This is a genomic window from Novosphingobium pentaromativorans US6-1 (assembly GCF_000767465.1).
In the GTDB taxonomy this organism is placed as follows: Bacteria; Pseudomonadota; Alphaproteobacteria; order Sphingomonadales; family Sphingomonadaceae; genus Novosphingobium; species Novosphingobium pentaromativorans.
The window spans coordinates 1,669,115-1,686,918 of the sequence record NZ_CP009291.1; the positions used below are offsets into that span (position 1 = coordinate 1,669,115).

General features: G+C 62.5%; 16 protein-coding genes. 9 read left to right on the forward strand and 7 right to left on the reverse strand.

Annotated features, from left to right (window positions below; genetic code table 11):
• Positions 1–52: 52 nt before the first annotated feature.
• The 8 genes from JI59_RS07680 (at position 53) to JI59_RS07715 (ending at position 9,394) form a co-directional block, all read left to right on the forward strand.
• The gene (locus JI59_RS07680) at positions 53–376 is read left to right on the forward strand and encodes a PepSY domain-containing protein (RefSeq protein ID WP_038577260.1); all 324 of its coding nucleotides are present in this window, start codon (positions 53–55) and stop codon (positions 374–376) included.
• Positions 377–384: 8 nt separating this feature from the next.
• Positions 385–1,059 (forward strand): response regulator transcription factor, encoded by a 675-nt coding sequence (locus tag JI59_RS07685; RefSeq protein WP_007013339.1) that lies wholly within the window; start codon positions 385–387, stop codon positions 1,057–1,059.
• Positions 1,056–2,402 (forward strand): sensor histidine kinase, encoded by a 1,347-nt coding sequence (locus JI59_RS07690; protein WP_007013338.1) that lies wholly within the window; start codon positions 1,056–1,058, stop codon positions 2,400–2,402. Before JI59_RS07685 ends, JI59_RS07690 begins: the two co-directional genes overlap by 4 nt.
• Positions 2,399–3,739 carry a TolC family protein gene (locus JI59_RS07695; protein WP_007013337.1) on the forward strand — a complete coding sequence of 447 codons (1,341 nt, stop codon included), beginning with the start codon at positions 2,399–2,401 and terminating at the stop codon, positions 3,737–3,739. Before JI59_RS07690 ends, JI59_RS07695 begins: the two co-directional genes overlap by 4 nt.
• Positions 3,736–4,758: an efflux RND transporter periplasmic adaptor subunit gene (locus JI59_RS07700; protein WP_160289726.1), complete on the forward strand. Its 1,023-nt coding sequence runs from the start codon at positions 3,736–3,738 to the stop codon at positions 4,756–4,758. Before JI59_RS07695 ends, JI59_RS07700 begins: the two co-directional genes overlap by 4 nt.
• Positions 4,755–7,838, forward strand: coding sequence for an efflux RND transporter permease subunit (locus tag JI59_RS07705; protein ID WP_007013335.1), 3,084 nt, complete (start codon positions 4,755–4,757; stop codon positions 7,836–7,838). Before JI59_RS07700 ends, JI59_RS07705 begins: the two co-directional genes overlap by 4 nt.
• A 169-nt stretch (positions 7,839–8,007) precedes the next feature.
• Complete coding sequence (locus JI59_RS07710) at positions 8,008–8,730, forward strand: hypothetical protein (protein WP_038575774.1); 723 nt, start codon at positions 8,008–8,010, stop codon at positions 8,728–8,730.
• Positions 8,731–8,797: 67 nt separating this feature from the next.
• Positions 8,798–9,394, forward strand: a complete 597-nt coding sequence (locus tag JI59_RS07715) for a DedA family protein (RefSeq protein WP_007013332.1) — start codon at positions 8,798–8,800, stop codon at positions 9,392–9,394.
• Positions 9,395–9,539: 145 nt separating this feature from the next.
• On the opposite strand, the gene JI59_RS07720 is transcribed toward JI59_RS07715, so the two are convergent.
• The 5 genes from JI59_RS07720 to JI59_RS26730 all read right to left on the reverse strand — a co-directional run bounded on the left by JI59_RS07720 (position 9,540) and on the right by JI59_RS26730 (position 13,333).
• Positions 9,540–10,178 (reverse strand): plasmid pRiA4b ORF-3 family protein, encoded by a 639-nt coding sequence (locus JI59_RS07720; RefSeq protein WP_007013331.1) that lies wholly within the window; start codon positions 10,176–10,178, stop codon positions 9,540–9,542.
• The gene (gene tnpC / locus JI59_RS07725; RefSeq protein ID WP_038577262.1) at positions 10,175–11,824 is read right to left on the reverse strand and encodes an IS66 family transposase; all 1,650 of its coding nucleotides are present in this window, start codon (positions 11,822–11,824) and stop codon (positions 10,175–10,177) included. The genes JI59_RS07720 and tnpC overlap by 4 nt, the downstream gene beginning before the upstream one ends.
• Before the next feature lie 73 nt (positions 11,825–11,897).
• The gene (gene tnpB / locus JI59_RS07730) at positions 11,898–12,239 is read right to left on the reverse strand and encodes an IS66 family insertion sequence element accessory protein TnpB (protein ID WP_079731921.1); all 342 of its coding nucleotides are present in this window, start codon (positions 12,237–12,239) and stop codon (positions 11,898–11,900) included.
• Complete coding sequence (gene tnpA, locus JI59_RS07735) at positions 12,236–12,604, reverse strand: IS66-like element accessory protein TnpA (protein WP_007013328.1); 369 nt, start codon at positions 12,602–12,604, stop codon at positions 12,236–12,238. Before tnpA ends, tnpB begins: the two co-directional genes overlap by 4 nt.
• A 156-nt stretch (positions 12,605–12,760) precedes the next feature.
• Complete coding sequence (locus tag JI59_RS26730) at positions 12,761–13,333, reverse strand: IS5 family transposase (RefSeq protein WP_338042180.1); 573 nt, start codon at positions 13,331–13,333, stop codon at positions 12,761–12,763.
• 349 nt (positions 13,334–13,682) lie between these two features.
• Between JI59_RS26730 and JI59_RS07745 the strand changes: the two genes are divergently transcribed.
• Positions 13,683–13,889, forward strand: a complete 207-nt coding sequence (locus tag JI59_RS07745; RefSeq protein WP_007013325.1) for a hypothetical protein — start codon at positions 13,683–13,685, stop codon at positions 13,887–13,889.
• 112 nt (positions 13,890–14,001) lie between these two features.
• On the opposite strand, the gene JI59_RS07750 is transcribed toward JI59_RS07745, so the two are convergent.
• Positions 14,002–16,575: a TonB-dependent receptor gene (locus JI59_RS07750; protein WP_081473975.1), complete on the reverse strand. Its 2,574-nt coding sequence runs from the start codon at positions 16,573–16,575 to the stop codon at positions 14,002–14,004.
• Between the two features lie 150 nt (positions 16,576–16,725).
• Positions 16,726–17,775, reverse strand: coding sequence for a YncE family protein (locus tag JI59_RS07755; RefSeq protein ID WP_239000603.1), 1,050 nt, complete (start codon positions 17,773–17,775; stop codon positions 16,726–16,728).
• Between the last annotated feature and the right edge of the window lie 29 nt (positions 17,776–17,804).

The window sequence follows — 17,804 nt, forward strand, 5'->3', positions numbered from 1 at the left end:
ATGAGCAGCCATGAAGTGTGACGTGCAATGCTGCAATTCGTGGAGATACATGATGAAGTTCCCCCCCCGTGTCGCAGTGGCTCTCGCCGCCCTCTCCATCCCGCTGGCCGCATACGCGGCGGCTGGGCAGGACCGCGACGAACCACGTGCCGAGGCCCAGACGTTCCGTCCGAAAGTCAGCGAGGTCGAAGCGCGCCGCGTGGCGCTCGTCGTCGCCCATGGCCAGATCGTCGAGACTGAGTACGAGAAGGAAGACGGCGGCTGGCGATGGTCTTTCGACATCAGCGAAAACGGCCGCATTCATGAGATCGGTGTGGATGCGATGACCGGTAAGGTCGTGGAAGACAGCTGGGAAGCGCCGGGTAGCGCGGACTGACCGAACCTATGCGCATCCTGATTGCCGAAGACGACGTAGAGACAGCCCGGTTCATCGAACGGGGGCTTGCCGAACTCGGGCATACCGTCGTGGTGGCCGGGAATGGCGACGATGCGCTTCATCTCGGGCTGACCGAGAATTTCGAGATCATGATCCTCGATCGCATGATGCCGATCCGCGACGGATTGGAAGTGCTGCGCTGCCTGCGTGCTGCCGGAAATGAAACGCCGGCAATCATGCTCACCGCATTGGCCCGGATCGAGGATCGTGTAGGCGGTCTGGACGCAGGCGCCGACGATTACCTGACCAAGCCCTTTGCCTTCAGCGAGCTGGTCGCGCGCGTGAATGCTCAGGTCCGGCGCAGAGCGCCCCAGCAGACAGAGACCCGGCTTTGTGCCGGGCCCATCGTGATGGACCTTCTGGCCCGCGACGTGCGCCGCAATGGCGTGGTTGTTCTGCTGCAGCCGAAGGAATTCCGGCTGCTGGAGGAACTGATGCGGCATCCGGGCGAGTTCGTTACGCGCACCATGCTGCTGGAACGCGTGTGGGATTTCCATTTCGATCCGCAGACCAAGATCGTCGAAACGCACATGAGCCGCTTGCGTTCGAAGCTCAACGAGGGCGGCCTTGATGACTGGATCGAGACGCGGCGCGGTGTCGGATACCGGGTGCGCGCGCAATGAAGCTGTTACCGCGCAGCGCGGCATACCGGATCGCCATCCTTTCGGCGCTCGCATTCTCGCTGGCGACGGCACTGGTGGGGCTCGCGGTCTATTTAGCCGCACACAATGCCTTCGAGCGTCAATTGGACATGTCTATCGAGCAGGCGAGTGCCTCGCTCCATGCCGAATTCGACGATGAAGGGCCGGCAGGGTTGATCGAAGCGATTGCCGTTCGCGAAAAGAGCGCCACCAAGTCGTTGGGCTTCGCCGTGTTCGCACCAGACGGGCAACGGATCGCGGGCAAGCTGGATACATCAATGCCGGCACCGGGCTGGCACCGCATCGTCTTTCACGATCCCGTCGAAGGTCCCGATCCCGCGCGCTCGTTCACGGCAGAGCTTGCCGATGGCACGCGGCTTGTAGTGGCAGCCGATCTGGAACCGGTCGAGCGCATTGATGAGACCATACTGACGGCATTCGCGCTCGGTTTTCTGGGCATCCTTGTCATTAGCGCGCTCTTCGCCACTGTCCTCGGGAGCTACCTCAAGCGACGTCTGGACCGGATTGCCGCGGTGTCGCAGGGCTTTGCCGGGGGCAATCTTTCGCAGCGCGCCCGTGTAGGCGAGCATGCCGACGAGTTCGATCAGTTGGCGGCCGCGATCAATGGCATGCTCGAAAGGATCGAGGCGCTGCTGCGCAATCTCCAGCAAGTCACCTCAGACCTTGCGCACGATATGCGGACACCGCTGTCACACCTGCGGCGCGATCTGGAGTACCTGCAGGACACCGACGGCCCTGAGCGCGACGCAAGAATCCAGGCCGCGATCGACAAGAGTGACGAGATACTGAATCTCTTCGCCGCGATCCTGCGCATTTCGGAACTCGAACAGGCCGATCTCAAACGCCATTTCCAGACCCTGGATCTGACGCGACTGGTAGCGGAACTGGAAGAGGCCCACCTTCCTCTTGCCGAGGATAGCGGACATGCCCTGCGCGTCACCGGGCTGCGCAGTGAGGTGTTCGCGGAAGGGGACCGGGAGCTGCTGGCGCAGGCGCTGATCAATCTTCTTCAAAATGCGCTTCGTCACACCCCTGCCGGCACCGTGATCGAGATCGGTGCGGATTTCGAGGACGGCAAGCCCGCGCTCTTCGTTTGTGACAACGGGCCAGGCATAGCCGAGACCGATCGCAAGCGCGTTCTCGAACGCTTCGTGCGTCTGGAAAGCGCGCGCTCGACGCCGGGCAACGGTCTCGGCCTCAGCCTCGCGCGAGCCATCGCCGAGGCTCATGGCGCGCGCTTCGAACTGCGCGACGCGCGGCCCGGCTTGAAGGCAGTGCTTGTTTTCGAAAGGCAAGCGGCATGAAGCGGCTTTCTCTTCTGGCGATCGCGCTGCTGGCTGGCTGTGCGAGCTATACGCCGCAGCCGCTATCCTCAGAATCCGTGGTGCTGTCTACGCCGGTCGCCGCGGTGCTGGAGAAGCGTGCCAGCGCTGTGCAGCGCCCGTGGCTGGCTCCGGTGAATGTCGATCTGGCCGCTCCGCTCACGCCGGATGCCATCGCCGCGATTACGGTGACCAATGATCCCGATCTTGTGGCACAGCGCACGCGAGCGGGCGTGTCGGACGCACAGGTCTTCGCTGCCGGGCTCTTGCCCGATCCGACGTTCTCGACCGGAGCCAACAGCGTGGTGAGCGGCCCGGACTCGCTGCTCGATGTGTCGGGCGCGCTCGGTTTCGATCTCAACGCCCTGCGCACGCGAGCGGTAAGACGCACCGAAGCGCAGGCGCAGGCACGGTCTGTCCGGCTCGATCTTGCTTGGGCGGAATGGCAAGCGGCAGGTGATGCGCGTCTGCAGGCCGTACGGATCGAAGCGCTCGACCGGCGCCTTGCGCTGGCGAGGGCGTCGCAGGAGGCAGCGCAGTCTCTGCTGGATCGCATCGTACGGGCTGCAACACGCGGCGACCTGGCCGCCAGCCGGCTGCAGGCGGCCCGCCTTGCTGTGCTCAATGCCAACGATACCCTGCAGACGGCAAAAAAGAATCTCGCGGCCGCACAGGCTCAGTTGCTTCGCCGGCTGGGGCTTCCTCCCGGAACCGCAGTGCGGCTGGCGGACCAGGGGGTGCCTGACGCAGCGCCGCCCTCGTCTATACAGCTTTTCGTGTTGGCCAGAGAGAACAGGCCGGACCTTGCAGCGCTGCGTCAGGGCTACGCCGCGCAGGAGGCCACCGTCCATCGCGCCGTTCTTGAGCAGTTTCCCAATCTCACGCTGACACTGAATGGCCAGCGCGATTCCGCAGGCAACATGCTCGTGGGCCCAGCGGTGGATTTCACACTGCCGCTGTGGAACCGTAATCGCGGCACCATCGCGGTCGAGAGGGCCACTCGCGATGCGTTGCAGGCCGAATACGACGCACGGCTGTTCCAGACCCGATCGGATATTGCCGAAGCTGAGGCGGGAATAACCATCGCGCGCCAGCGGCGGGCAAAGGCGCTTGCGGGGCTTGATGAACTGGAGCGACAGGCCGCCGCGTCGAAGCGGGCGGCAGACCGGGGCGATCTGTCCTGGGACACCGCCCAGTCGACGCTGCAGGCACTGCGCGATCGGCGCATGCAAATCGTTCAGGCTGAACAGGATTTGTCCGAGCAGATGATTGCGCTCGAATTGCTAACCGGCACGCCGAGGGAGGCATGGCCCCGATGAAATTCCTACTTCCCGCAATGGCGGCGACGCTTGCGCTTGCCGGATGCTCGGGCTCGTCGCCCTCGAACAAGCAGAGCCAGCCGGAGGCCCTCGTCTCGCTGGCAACGGCGCGGAGCGGCGGTGTCGCCAGCACCGAGCAGGTCTATGGCGCAGTCGAGCGGAACGCGGAGACGCAGTACAATCTGGTGGCGCCGGTTGAAGCGACGGTGCAGCGCATCGCCGCGCCGGGCGGGACTGCCGTTTCGAGCGGCGATCTTGTGGTGGCTCTCACGCCCAGCCCTACTACGCATGCGCAGATGACACAGGCCTCTGCCGGCGCTGCCACCGCACAACAGGCTTATGAACGTGCCAAGCGCCTGCGTGCCGACGGTCTGGCCAGTGATGCCGATGTCGAAAGCGCGCGGTCTGCGGCTGCCAATGCGCTGGCCGCGAAGCGGGCGCTTTCGACGCAGACGAAACAGCTCGCCTTGCGTGCGCCGGGCGCCGGATATGTTCAGACGATCAGCGCAACACCGGGTGACCTCATCGGGTCTGGCACGACCGTGGCCACAATCAGCCGCAAAGGTTCCTTGCGGGCGCGCTTCGGTATTTCGCCGGCGCTCCTGGCGCGCTTGTCGCGGTCTGCCGGAGTGACTTTGCAGACGAATGGCGGCGAGGCCTCGCGCACGGTACCGATCGTTGCCGTCGATCCTGCCGTCGATCCGCAGACCCGCCTAGCTTCCCTCTATGTGCGACTGCCTTCTACGGCCGGTATCGAAACCGGGCAGGTACTCTCGGGGCAGGTTGCGCTGGAACAGGTCGATAGCGGTACGACTGTGCCCTACGACGCTTTGCTCGACGACGGCGGTCAGCCCTACGTCTATGTCGTCAAGAACGGCGTGGCGCACCGGCACGATGTGACGGTCGGCGCTGCGAACGACAAGCGCGTGGCCATCACCAAGGGCGTATCGACCGGAGACAAGGTCGTGACGGCAGGCGGCACCGGCGTCGAGGACGGCATGAAGGTGCGCACCAAGTGAAGTCGCGCCTTTCTCGCCATGCCCGTGCGCTATGGCTCGCGATGATCCTGCTGACGCTGGGCGGCGTGTTCGGTGCGCTCAAGCTTCCTGTCAGCCTGTTCCCGCAGATCGACTATCCCCGCGTGGTCGTGTCTATTGATGCTGGTGAACGCGATGCCGCGCAGATGGAGGCGGCGATCACCCGGCCAATGGAGATCGCGCTGCGATCGGTGCCGGGAGTGACGCGTATCCGTTCGACCACCAGCCGTGGCTCGGCGGAAATCCAGTTGAACTTCAACTGGGGCCACAACATGCCGCGCGCGTTGCTCGCCGTGCAGGGCATGCTGGCGACGATCCAGCCCGACTTGCCTTCAGGTACGCGCTACGATGCCTGGCGAGCGGACCCGACGGTATTTCCCGTCTATGGCATCGCGCTAACCTCGCCCAATCTCGATCAGGAGGCGCTGCGCCAGATCGCGGTTCTCAAGGTTCGGCCCGCGCTTACAGGGATCACCGGCGTGGCGGCCGTCGACATCCTTGGCGGATCGCCGCGCACGTTCGAGGTCGATGTCGATCCCGCCAAGCTGACCGCGCTTGGCCTGAGCCCGGACGACGTCAGCACGGCGCTGAGCAAGGCCAATGTCGTGCGCGGTGCGGGCCGTCTGCAGGACCGTCACCGGCTCTACCTGCTGCTGGTGCAGAACCGGCTGAAAGATGCGGCGGACATCGCCGCAACGCCGATCCGTGCAGGCGCCATGCCCGGTGGCGGGCTGGTGACCGTCGGTGACGTGGCCAGCGTTCGCTCCGCCGTGGAACCAAACTACACGCTCGTGACGTCTAACGGCCAGAATGCAGTGCTGATCAATGTGCGCCAGACCTTCAATGGCGATACGGTGCAGGTCGCACACGACGTCGCGGCGAAGATGAAGACACTGGGCTTGCCGCCCAGTGTGAAAGTGACGCCGTTCTACGATCAGTCGCAACTCGTCACGGGCGCTGCCAATGCCGTGCGCGATGCAATCCTGATTGGCGCAGTGCTGGCCGGACTGGTCCTGTTCGTGTTCCTGCGTTCGGTGCGGCTAATGGCGATTACCGCTGCGGTTCTCCCTGCCGTCTTGGCGGGAACCTGCGTCGTGCTGTTTGCCCTGGGAATGCACTTCGACATGATGACGCTGGGCGGCATGGCGGCCGCCGTGGGTCTGATCATCGACGATGCGGTGGTCATGCTCGAACACATGATGCGCCGCATGCAGGAAGGCGAGGCAACTGACACCCCCGGCCTGCTCTCGGCCGCGGCTGAAATGGGCAAGCCTTTGTTCGGATCGACCGGCGCGACGATCGTCGTGTTCCTGCCGCTTGCATTCATTTCCGGGGTCACCGGCGGCTTTTTCAAGGCGCTTGCCATCACCATGGTGGCCGCCCTTGCCATCTCGCTGGTCTACGCGCGGTTCCTGATACCGCTGCTGGCCGCACACTGGCTCAGGCCCAAGGATGCCGAGGCCGCGGAAAACGCGGGCGGCTTCATGGGCTGGATCACGCGTACCTACGATCGCGCGTTCAACCGCACATTTGCGCGCCCGCTGCTGTTCGTCGCCATCGTCGGGATCGGTCTCGCTGCCGGAGGATACTATTCCTACAAGCACGTGCCTTCAGGCTTCATGCCCAAGATGGACGAGGGTGGCTTCATCCTCGACTACAAGGCGCAGCCCGGCGCGGCGCTTCACGATACCAACCACCTGCTCAAGCAGGTCGAACAGATCATCCAGAACACACCGGAAGTGGCCAGCTATTCGCGGCGCACCGGCGCGCAGCTCGGCGGCGGCCTGACCGAAGCGGACGAAGGCGACTATTTCATCCGGCTCAAGGGCGGTTCGCGCCGGCCGATCTGGCAGGTGATGGACGAGATCCGGCACAAGATAGACAATCGGGTCCCCGGCCTTCAGATTGAAACCGCGCAGCTGATGGAAGACCTGATCGGAGATCTGACAGCCGTCCCGCAACCCATCGAAATCAAGCTCTTCGGCGACAATCCCAAGGAACTTGCGGCATCGGCAAAGAAGGTCGGCGATGCCATCGGCAAGATCAACGGCGTCGGCGAAGTGGTCGACGGCCTGCGCGTCGCCGGAGACGCCATCGCGGTAAAGGTCAATCCCGGCGCCGCGCTGCAGCAGGGACTGGATCCCGAAACGCTCGGAAACCAGCTTGAGGCGCTGGTGGGCGGCACCCAGTCGACCCAGGTGCGCGTCGGCGAGCAGCTTATCGGTGTTCGCGTGCGGGGGCCGGCCGATGTGCGCGAGCGGGCGAGCCAGATCGGTGAATTGCCAATTACGGCGCCCGATGGCCATACCGTACGTGTCAGCCAGATCGCGGATGTCTCGATCCTCGCCGGGCAGAAGCAGCGCACGCGCGAGGATCTGGCCCCCTTCATCGACGTCACCGCCCGGCTGGAAGGGCGCGATCTCGGATCGGCGATGCAGGAAGTTCGCAAGACGGTCTCGGGCCTGAATATGCCGCGCTCGATCCGCGTTGAATATGGCGGCATGTATGCCCAGCAGCAGAAGAGCTTCACGGACCTCGCGATCGTCTTCGCGGCCGCGCTGCTTCTCTCGGCCCTGCTGTTGACCCTGCTCTACGAGCGCATCGGCTGGACTCTTGCTGCACTCACCACTGTGTTGATGTCAGCTGCAATCGTCCTGTGCGGTCTTTGGATCACCGGCATCGAACTCGACATCTCCGCGCTGATGGGACTGACCATGGTCGTGGGCATGGTCACTGAACTGATCGTGTTCTTCTTCGCGGAAATCGATCCCGAGCGCCCCGTCGACCTCGCCGCGCTGCACGAAGCCGGTTCCAAGCGCCTGCGGCCGATCCTGATGTCCGCCTTGATCGCGGTTCTCACGCTCAGCCCGCTGGCGCTGGGGATGAGCCGGGGGGCGGGTCTGCAGCGTCCGCTCGCTACGGCGATTATCTTCGGCCTGACTGCCGCAGTGCCCTTGGTTCTGCTGTTCTTGCCTGCCCTGCTGCAGGCTTCGTCACGCGTTACATCTGCGGCTCGCAATGGGCTCGGTAGAAGCCGAAATTCGGGCACGTCGCGGGAATGACGAGCCTTGGTTTACAATTTCCCAACCTTGGAACGGGGTGAGGTCAGTCGGGGTTATGATGTCGAGCTACATTGATTGTTCCCGACCGCTCGCGCCTGCATTCATCCTGCGATTTCAGCGCAGCGCCGGGCGGAGAGATCGGTCCGGTCAGCATGTCAGGAGACACAGGATGCGGAAATTCGCGCATGGCGCACTCGCCATTGGACTGGCCACAGCACTCGCCGGGTGCGGTGGCGAATCGAAAACTCAGAATACGAGCAATACGGCTCAGAGTTCAACGCTGCCTGTGCCTTCGACGAGCACGGGCTTGGACACTGCAAATCACAAACTTCTGGCAGCGGCCGAACCGTTCGAAAATCTCACGGAATCGTCTTTCTCGGCCGGTTCCGACGAACTCAGCCAGTTGATTGCTACGGCGCGTTCCTCTGCGAAGCATGTGATGTCGCAGCTGCCGCCGGCTGCGGCGCAGGATCTGCAGGTCCGTCTTGACGAGATAGGCAAGGCACAAAATGCTGACAAGCGTGCGGACGTCGCGCTCGCTGCGGTCGAAGGATACCGGACGCTGGTTTCGAATGTGCAGGGCAGGACGATCGTCCCGCAACAAGTGAGCCTGCTCGATTATGCCGGCTTCAGGATACAGGCTGATCTCAAGGCCTCGCCGGCCCGTTGGACGGACATTGCAAGCGCCCTTGGCTTTGCAAAGCAGCGTTGGGGAGAAATATCCGATCAAGTGCATACGAAGAAAGTCGCAGCCGATATGCAGACTGCTCTTTCCGACATGACCAGCGCGGTTTCGTCGCAGGACAGCAAGATGCTGCAACAAGCTTCTACACGAGAGCTCGATCTTGTCGACGAATTGGAGAACTATTTCACCAAGTCCGCGGCTAGCTGACCATGGTGCAGACAAACTGTTGGCGCTCGTTTCCGTTCGATCGTATCCGCTGGCTGCGGCCCCTGTAATGTTCGGCTCGATCACACACCTGCTCGATCAGTTCGGCTATGCCGGCATCGCATTGCTGATGTTTCTGGAAAACGTCTTTCCGCCCATTCCCTCTGAGCTGATCATGCCGCTTGCCGGATTCGATGCGGCTCGGGGCGATATGAACATAGTTCTCGTCATCCTGTCTGGCAGCATCGGTTCGCTGGTCGGAGCGAGCCTTTGGTATTTTCTCGGCCGCTGGATCGGCGAGGACCGGCTGAAGCGCTGGGCGGGTCGGCACGGGCGCTTGTTGACGCTAAACGCATCGGACATCGACAAGGTCAACACCTGGTTCGATCGCCATAATGAAAAGGCCGTGCTGATGGGGCGGTTGGTTCCGGCCGTGCGTACACTGATTTCCGTGCCTGCCGGTCTGTTCGAAATGCGGCTCGACCGGTTCCTGCTCTTTTCAAGTCTGGGCACTGCCGCCTGGACAGCACTGCTGACAGCGGCAGGCTACTTGCTCGGCGAGCAATACAAGGCTGTTCAGGGATATCTGAACCCCGTCTCAAACATCGTCGTGGGCGCCTTTGTGGCCTTCTATCTCTTTCGCGTGGTAACCTGGAAGCCACTTTGAAGGTCCAAAGGCATCAGCTCCAAAAGGAGCCGTTCCATTTCGTCCGGCATTGCTTTGCATCGACCGTCCACGATGTAGGTCGGATATATGTCTGTCCTTGGGGCGACGCAACGTACCCATCCGGTGAAGGCCGCAGCGACCGTGGCTAGGTCGCGTTCGGCTTGACGATGCGCTTTGCTGCAGCGTTTCGCCTGGCGGCGATACGCGAGAGTGCGGCTTCGATCGGCAAGATGTCGAGTTCTTCCGGATCGTAGCCATCGAGCCAGTCGTTGATTTCGGCATGCTGCTCGTGCGTGGGATCGGACCTGATCTCCAGCATGTCGTAGAAGCCGGAGATCCCGCCGCAATCCTCGGGTGGGCACTCGCGCTCGCCGCCGATGAAGCGGGGATAGGCGAGAGCCGGGTCCCCCTGTCGAACATCGCTCAGGGTGAGCGTGTGCTGCCAGTCGTCACCAAAGTCGTAGGAATACGCGATCGTGGTTGTGCCGGGAGCGAGTACGTCGCGCAGGCGGATGCGCGCGGCAATCTTGCGCGGAGCTGTTCCCCAGTCGTCTTCCATCGGCAGGCCATAAGTCTGGCCGTCAATGAGCATCTCCCAGAGATGGTAGTCGAACCACCCCATCGCGGCCTGGACGATGTCGTGCAGGACCTTGAGAGTGACCGAGGTCGGCACTTCGACCAATCGCCAGATCGGCGGATCGCTGTCCTTAAGCTCGATGCGCAGCGTTGCGATCTGCAGGAAACTGTCGATGGCTGTGGGCCTGTCTGTCGATCGGGCGGTCATGCCACCTGCGATAGCACTCCGGGCCGGACTTGCCAGTTCCAGGGAAGCAGCTCGTCGATCCGGTTGACGGGATGCTCCGCGATGCGCGCGAGGACATCGGCCAGCCAGGCCTGCGGATCGACGTCGTTGAGCCGGGCGGTATGGATCAGCGTGTAGAGCACGGCCGCACGCTGTCCGCCGCGATCGGAGCCGCAGAACAGCCATGCCTTGCGCCCAAGGGGCACGCAGCGCAGCGCCCGCTCGGCCGCGTTGTTCGTGAGGCAGATCCGGCCATCTTCGAGGAACCGGGTGAAGGCACCCCAACGCCGGAGCATGTAATTGATGGCCTTGGCCAGATCGTGGCTGCGCGAGAGCTTCGCGAGCTGGGCGGTGAGCCAGGCGTGCAGATCCGCCATCAGCGGTGCGCTGAGGCCCTGCCGGACGGCGAGGCGCTCTTCGGTCGCCTTGCCGCTGATGCTACGCTCGATCTCGAACAGGGCATCGAGGCGCTGCACGGCTTCCAGCGCGATCGGATACATCATGCCGGAGCGCTCGCCGCGGCTCTTCCTGCGCGCGGCAGCCTCGACGTCAGCCAGTTCGAAGAACTTGCGCCGCGCGTGCGCAAAGCAGCCCGCCTCGATCACGGGCGCAGGCTGACGACCGGGCGCGTAGAGCTCGTTATAGCCGCCATAGGCATCGGCCTGCAGAATCCCTGCCCAGGACGCCAGGTGCGCCCGAGGATGCTCGCCGCGCCGATCGCGAGAATAGTGGAACAGGGTGGCGGGCGGATCGCTGCCGGCAAAGGGCCGGTCATCGCGGACGTAGACCCACAACCGCGCGGTATCGGTCTTGCCTTTGGCCAGGACCGGCACGGTCGTATCGTCGCCATGCAGGCGCCGGGCTGCAAGCACGTGGGCTTCGATCCGTCGATAGAGCGGCATCAGGGCGAAAGCCGCCGCGCCCACCTGGTCGGCCAGCGTCGAGGTGCTGAGCGCCACGCCTTCGCGCGCGAAGCGCTCGGCCTGGCGGTTGAGGGGCTGGTGCTGGCCATACTTCTCGAACAGCAGCATGGCGAGGAAACTGGGCCCGGCCCATCCGCGCGGCACGACATGGAACGGCGCCGGGGGCTGCGTGATCGCCTCGCAATCCCGGCACGAAAACTTCTCGCGCACCGTTTGAATCACCTTCCACTGGCGCGGGATCACTTCGAGCGTCTCGGTCACGTCTTCGCCCAGCTTCGACACGCGCGCGCCGCCGCAAGCCGGGCACGAACACGGCGCAGGAATGACGACGCGCTCGCGCGGGAGATGTTCGGGGAACGGCTTGCGGCTCGGTCGCTTGCGCGCGAAGGCGGCGACATCGGCTGTCCTGGCCGCGGCAACTTCGGCGGCCAGGTCATCCTCGCAGGCATCGGCTTCGAGGTCTTCCAGCTGAAGCTCGAGTTGATCGAGCAACCGACGGCTGCGCTCGGCGCTGGCGCCATATTGCTCGCGGCGCAGCTTGGCGATCTGCAGCTTGAGGTGGGCGATCATCGCCTCGGTCGCGCTCTCCCGGGCCATGGCATTGGCGAGGCGCGCTTCGGCATCATCGGCGCGTTCGAGCGCGGCGGACAGCAGCGCCTTGAGCGCTTCGACGTCGTCCGGGAGAGGCGATGCGGCCGTGTCCATGACGAGCATGGAATCACAGATCGGCGCAGGGTTAAAGCCGAAAATGCGCTGGGAGACGAAGAAAGTGCCCGGCCTATCCGGCGCTCTGCGGACGCCAGGAATACTGCGGGTTACGCCAGTCGATCCCCTCCAGCAGGCAGGACAACTGCGCGTTGGTCAGCGAGACGATCCCGTCCTTCGCCGAAGGCCACACGAAGCGTCCCTTCTCGAGCCGTTTGGAATAGAGCGACATGCCGATACCGTCGTGCCAGATGATCTTGATCAGCGATCCCGTTCGCCCGCGAAACACGAACAGGTCCCCGCCGTGCGGATCGCGCTTCAGGCCCTGCTGGACCTGCAAGGCCAGCCCCTGCATCCCCTTGCGCATGTCCGTGTGGCCCATGGCGATCCACACCCGCGCGCCCGCTGGGATCACCGCAGCGCCTTCAAGGTCGCGCTGACCAGTGCGGCGGGCGCTCCGGCCGAAATGCGAATGAGTCGGCCTTCGCCCAGTTCAACGGTGATCGCGGCACAGCGATCACAGCCGTCCGGCTTCTCGTCCTCGGCGAGGACCGCCTGGGCAAAGGTCACGTCCGCCATCGGGAGGGCAGCCCCTTCGGCTTGTTCGCGCCGCAGATTGCGCCGCCATGTGTAGATTAGGCTGGTCGATACGTCCCACCGCCGTGCCACGTCCGCGACACATGCGCCCGGTGCGAAGGCTTCGGCCAGGATCTGGAACCGCTCCTCATCCCGCCACCGACGTCGCCGCTCCGGCCCCGTCATCACCGTGATCTGCCCCATGCTGCGCTCCTAAGCTCGCTCATACGAGCGCTCTTAAGACCGGTCGTTCACTCACCGGACAAGGCGGGGCTCACCGGATGGGTACGACGCAACTTGGGCAGGACCGATGACAAAGAGTCGGTCCGGGCAAATAACGCTGCGGCATTCGAATGTTTGCTAGGCGGCCTGGACAAATTTGAGCCAGTATCTGGCAGTGGCGAGATGGCCTATTCCGAGGAAGCTGTTGGCCAGTTGATCGTAGCGAGTGGCTATAGCGCGGTTGATCTTGAGGTGACCAAACATGCGCTCGATGCGATTGCGCTGCTTGTATAGCGCCTGATCATGCTCGATCTTCACTCGGCGGTTTGACCGGCCGGGTATGACAGCCTCAATCTTTCGGGCGGCAGGGTTGGCCCGGATTGCGTCGGCATCGTAGCCCTTGTCGGCAAGCAACGCGTCCGGTGTGCGCTCCGGCAGGCCGATCAGCTCTTCATAAGCCTTGCAGTCCGCCGCTTCGCCAACTGTCAGGTGGAAGGCGAGTGGTCGTCCAAGGGCATCAGCCAAGCAGTGAAGGTTACTGGTGAACCCGCCCCGCGAGCGGCCAAGAGCGCGTCGATGAGTCCCCCTTTTCCGCCCGCTGCCGAGACGTGGGCGCGAACTGTGGTACTGTCGATGCTGTAGTGGCCGCTGTCCGCCATGATCTCGTCCAGCATTACGGCAACGGTCTCCCAGACACCAGCCTCGCTCCAGCGCCGGAACCGGCGATAGATGGTATTCCAGCTGCCATATTTGGGCGGGACATCGCGCCATGGCGCTTCACAACGAAGTCACCAAAGTATGCCGTTAATGACCAAGCGGTTCTGTTCGGGGCGTCTTCCTCGACCACAGTTTTCAGGCTCGATCGGCAGCAAGTCCTTCAGAACCCGCCATTCTGCTCCTGTGAGATCGCCCCTGCTCAAGCCTGCCTCCCAAAAAAGCAGCCTTGAATCAAGCTTTGAGTTCCGCGTCAATCATGCTCGTGCCTTTCTTCGTTGCGGTCATCCAGAATTGGCGGCACATAAATAGGATGGCAAAGCCGATCCCGCTGAGATTCAGCGTCATGCCCGAGAATGAGGCCGCTGCCGTCGATTATCTTCAAGAACAGGGCTACTCGCCCACGACTATCGAAAAAGATGAAAGCGGTGTGGTCATCTTGATCTTCAGACCGTTACCCGACAATCAATTGATTGGCCTGTTTCAGGCTTTACCGATGCACCTGAGCGCCAAGACCGGCATCGTGATGGGCGATCAGCCGTCAATCACATAAGAGCGTAATCGGCGATGTGAATTTCCTAGCAAATCGCCCCCGTTCGGGTAGGGCTGGGCTCTGTCTTTTTGTCTGGCAGATGCCGTGATTGGTCTGCCAGACAATTTGGCGATCAGAACCGCAATTTCACACCGCCTTCCAGCGTCACATCATAGAATTCCCGCTGGATCGGGCGGTTGGGCGTTCCTTCGTAGAAGCGAAGCGGTGCATTGGTGAGGTTCTTCGCATTGGCGTAGAACTGCACGTTCTTGCTGAAGTCATAGCTGCCGTTGAAATCCAGGGTGTAGCGGCTGTCCTGAAACACGTCGGTCGCCCGGCTGTCGCTGACACCGAATAGCACTGTGCTTTCGAATTGCGAGGATAGCCGGAGCTGGACCGGGCCGCGCTCATAGAAGACAGCGGCATTCCATGACCAGGGAATAGTGCCGGGCATGGCCACGCTTCCTTCGCCGTCGCGCAGCGCTACCGCAGAGGACACGTAAGTCAGATTGGCGTCGATGCCAAGCCCGCCCAGCAGGCCAGGCAATCCCGTGAATTTGTCGACGAAGTTGGCTTCGATCCCCCGGGCATAGGCACCAGAGACATTTTCGTAAGTCTGGATCAACGCGGTTCCGGTGATACCCGGATAGCTGCCCCGCACCGCGCGGGTGACGATGAAGCTCTTGATCTCCTTGTCGAAGGCACCGACCGAAATGATGCCGCTATCGGGCAGGTAGTATTCCAGGCTGGCGTCGAAGCTGTGGCCATACATGGGCTTCAGATCGGGGTTCCCGGTCGATACCACGCCGCCGCCGACATCGATGCTGGTTGCCTGAAGCGTCTGATAGAAGCCGGGGCGGGCGATGCCGGTGGAGTAGGTCGCGCGGGCGATCAGGTTGGGCATGGCCTGATAGCGCAACTGCAGCGTGGGGAAGACGTTGTCGTAGCTGTGCGGGGTGGAAAGCGGACCTGTCTGCACCGCCCCGTTCATGATCGAATCGCCAATGCCGCGATAGATCGCCTTGGTATGTTCATAGCGGACGCCGGTCAGGATCCCGAGTTTGCCAATGGAGGCCCGGTACTGGATGTAGGCCGCCGCGATGTTCTCGGTGTCGTCGAAGTAGCTGCCCGTATCGAGGCTGAGAGCCGTGCCGCTGCCGTTGAACAGCTTGGTCATCTGGCCGGTATCGATATTGGGCCCGATGTTCGTTCCGGTGTTGTAGAAATTGGTAACCGCGGAGCCGGAGGCCGCATCGCTCAGGAGCAGCGTCGCGCCGTCATACGCGTACTTGCCGGCATAGGGCGCAGAGATCTTTTCGCGATAGCGCAGCTTGCCGCCGATCTTGAGTTCGTCGTCAGCCGCAAGGTGAAGCGGCGTTGCGGCATTGAGCGCGTAGGACCATTCGCGGTCGCGTGAATTTTCCGTCGCATTCTTGATGGTGTCGAGCGCATAGTTGGCGGGATCAGTAACGCTGCCACCACCCAGGACCTTGAACACCGGATAGTCGGGATTTGTGGTGTTGTCGTATGCAATCGTCAGATCGGACGGTCCGGCAAATTCGGTGTTATAGTCCGTATACTTCTTGTAGGTCGCGCGCGAATAGGCCGCGAACCAGTCGATGTGCACGGTGCCCAGATGATGATCGCCACCCAGTTGCAGCACGACATTCTGTTCCTTGACGTCGCTGTCGCGCAGGGTTTTGACGGTCGAGGCGCCGGTCGCGATAAAGCCCTTGGCATTGGACGGATCGGTGACAACCGAGTCACCCAGACCGTCTATTTCAAGGCGGTTCCGCAGCACACGCTCGTTATATCCCGCAACGTTTGCCCGCAGGAATATGCGGTTTTCGCTGTTCGGCGTGAAATCGAACTCGCCAGAATAGCCGAAGCGCTTGCGATTGTAGTTGTAGCGGCGCAGTTCAAGCGCGTCGAAGGCCTTGTCGGGCGTGCCGTTCACCTGATCGTTGATATAGGCCGATTCTAGGTCGTCAAAGCTGCGCTTGTCGTTGTAGAGAAACTGGCTCAGCACGAAGGAGAACGGTGCATCGCCATCGGCGTTCGTGCCGCCCAGCGGGCCGCCGACGACCACTTCATCGCGGTAGAGACCGGTGTTCTGATCGGTTTCGATGCCGCCGCCAAGTGTGACATGGGCATAAAGCCGCTTGGCGCCAATGGCGGTGCGCGGGCTCAACTCCACGGAACCGCCGATACCCTCCGCGTCATGGTCTGGCAGGCCGGTCTTGGTGACGATCATCCGGTCCACCGCGCCGATCGGCACGGTATCGAATTCGACCGCGCGGCCCGCAGCGTTGAAATAGGTGTAGCTGGGCGAGGTGTTGAGCAGTACGACGCCGCCAAAGGTGGCACCGTTGAAGTTGCCGTCGAGGCCGCGGATGTTCACGTAGCGGCCTTCGGCCGTGTCGATGGACAGCGAGACGCCAGGCATGCGGCTCAGCGCTTCGGCGGAATTGACGTCCGGGTATTTCGCGATCGTTTCGGCGGATTGAATATTCTGGATATTCATGGCTTTTTTCTGTTCTGCGCGAGCAGTCTTCGCCAGCCGCTGTCCTGTCACCACGATTGTTTCGCCCTTGACGCTGGCGGCATCCGGCGCGGAACCGCTCGTATCAGCCCCCCAGGCGGGCGCAGCAGCCAAGGGAATAGCGATTACAGACGACGAAAAAAGCAAAAAAGATCCGGACCTCATAAATGCGCCCCTAAGTGTTTTCCAAAGTTGGTGGTTGTGGCGTAAAATCAATACTTGGGGCGCTAGAATTGATCCATTACAGAATTGAGACTTATTGCCGATAAGCAATCAACATTGCAAACTATCAATATAATTTACATTATTATTACTTTAGGAGAGGGAGACTACGAGGACGTGAAATGTCCCGGGCACCGGCTTTGGTCGCTGCCCGGCGGGAGCCGCGCCCCATTTCGCGGTCGGCAGATAGAGTTTTCCGGTACGCGGATCGAGCGCGCCGGTGCGTGCGCCTGGCTCGGTCTTCACCGCTCCCGTCACGCGAGGCGCCCGCGCGCCATCAAGGGCAATAATGCTGAGCGTTCCGTCCCGTCCACAAGGAATATAGGCCTTGCGACGGGCCGCATCGAGAATGACCGCATCCGGTCCCTGGCCGATGTCGAGCAGCTTCACGAGCTTGCGGGATCTTGCATCGACCACCGCCGCCTTGCCGTTGTCGCAGGCGCTGATGAGCATTCCGGACCTGGCATCATAGGCAAGGCCGGATGGCGCTTCACAGCCGGTCAGGGCGATCGATTTCCCGGGCTTGCCGGTGGCGAGATCGGCCGTTTCCAGCTCATTCTCGTCCTCGTTGTTCGCAAACAGCGAAGATCCCGGCCCCTGCTGCGGATATTCCAAGCCCGGCTTGAGTGTAATGGTACGCACGACCTTCATGGCCTTCGGGTCGATTTCGGACACCGTCCCGGCTTTGGCGTTCATGACGACGGCCAGTTTGAGACTGGCGGAATAGAACGCGCCGTCGGGATCCTTGCCTACTGCAGTCCGGCCCAGTTCCCGCCCCGACCGGGTGTCCAGAAAGCGCACGCTATCATCATGGCCGCTGGTCACCATGAGCGTGGACGTCCCGGGAAGCGGCACGACGGCATGACTATGGGCAATCGCGCCTATCGAGGGGAGAGCCTTGCCTTTGGGCAAGTCGATGACAGTGACGCTCGTGGAACGGGCCACGTACAGCCTGTCATGCGCCGGATCAACGCTGGCGTAGTCCCAGCCGCCGTCCGGGCCGGCGATATGGCCGGTGACCGCTGGAGTCGTGGATGCTGCAGCGGCGGTGGCCATCAGCAACGCGAGACCTGCGTAAGATGCAGTAAGAGGATGGATGCGCATGAGACTGTGTTCTCCCTCGTCGTCAATGGGCCGGACCATGAAATGCCGCGAACGGGGTGACCACTGCA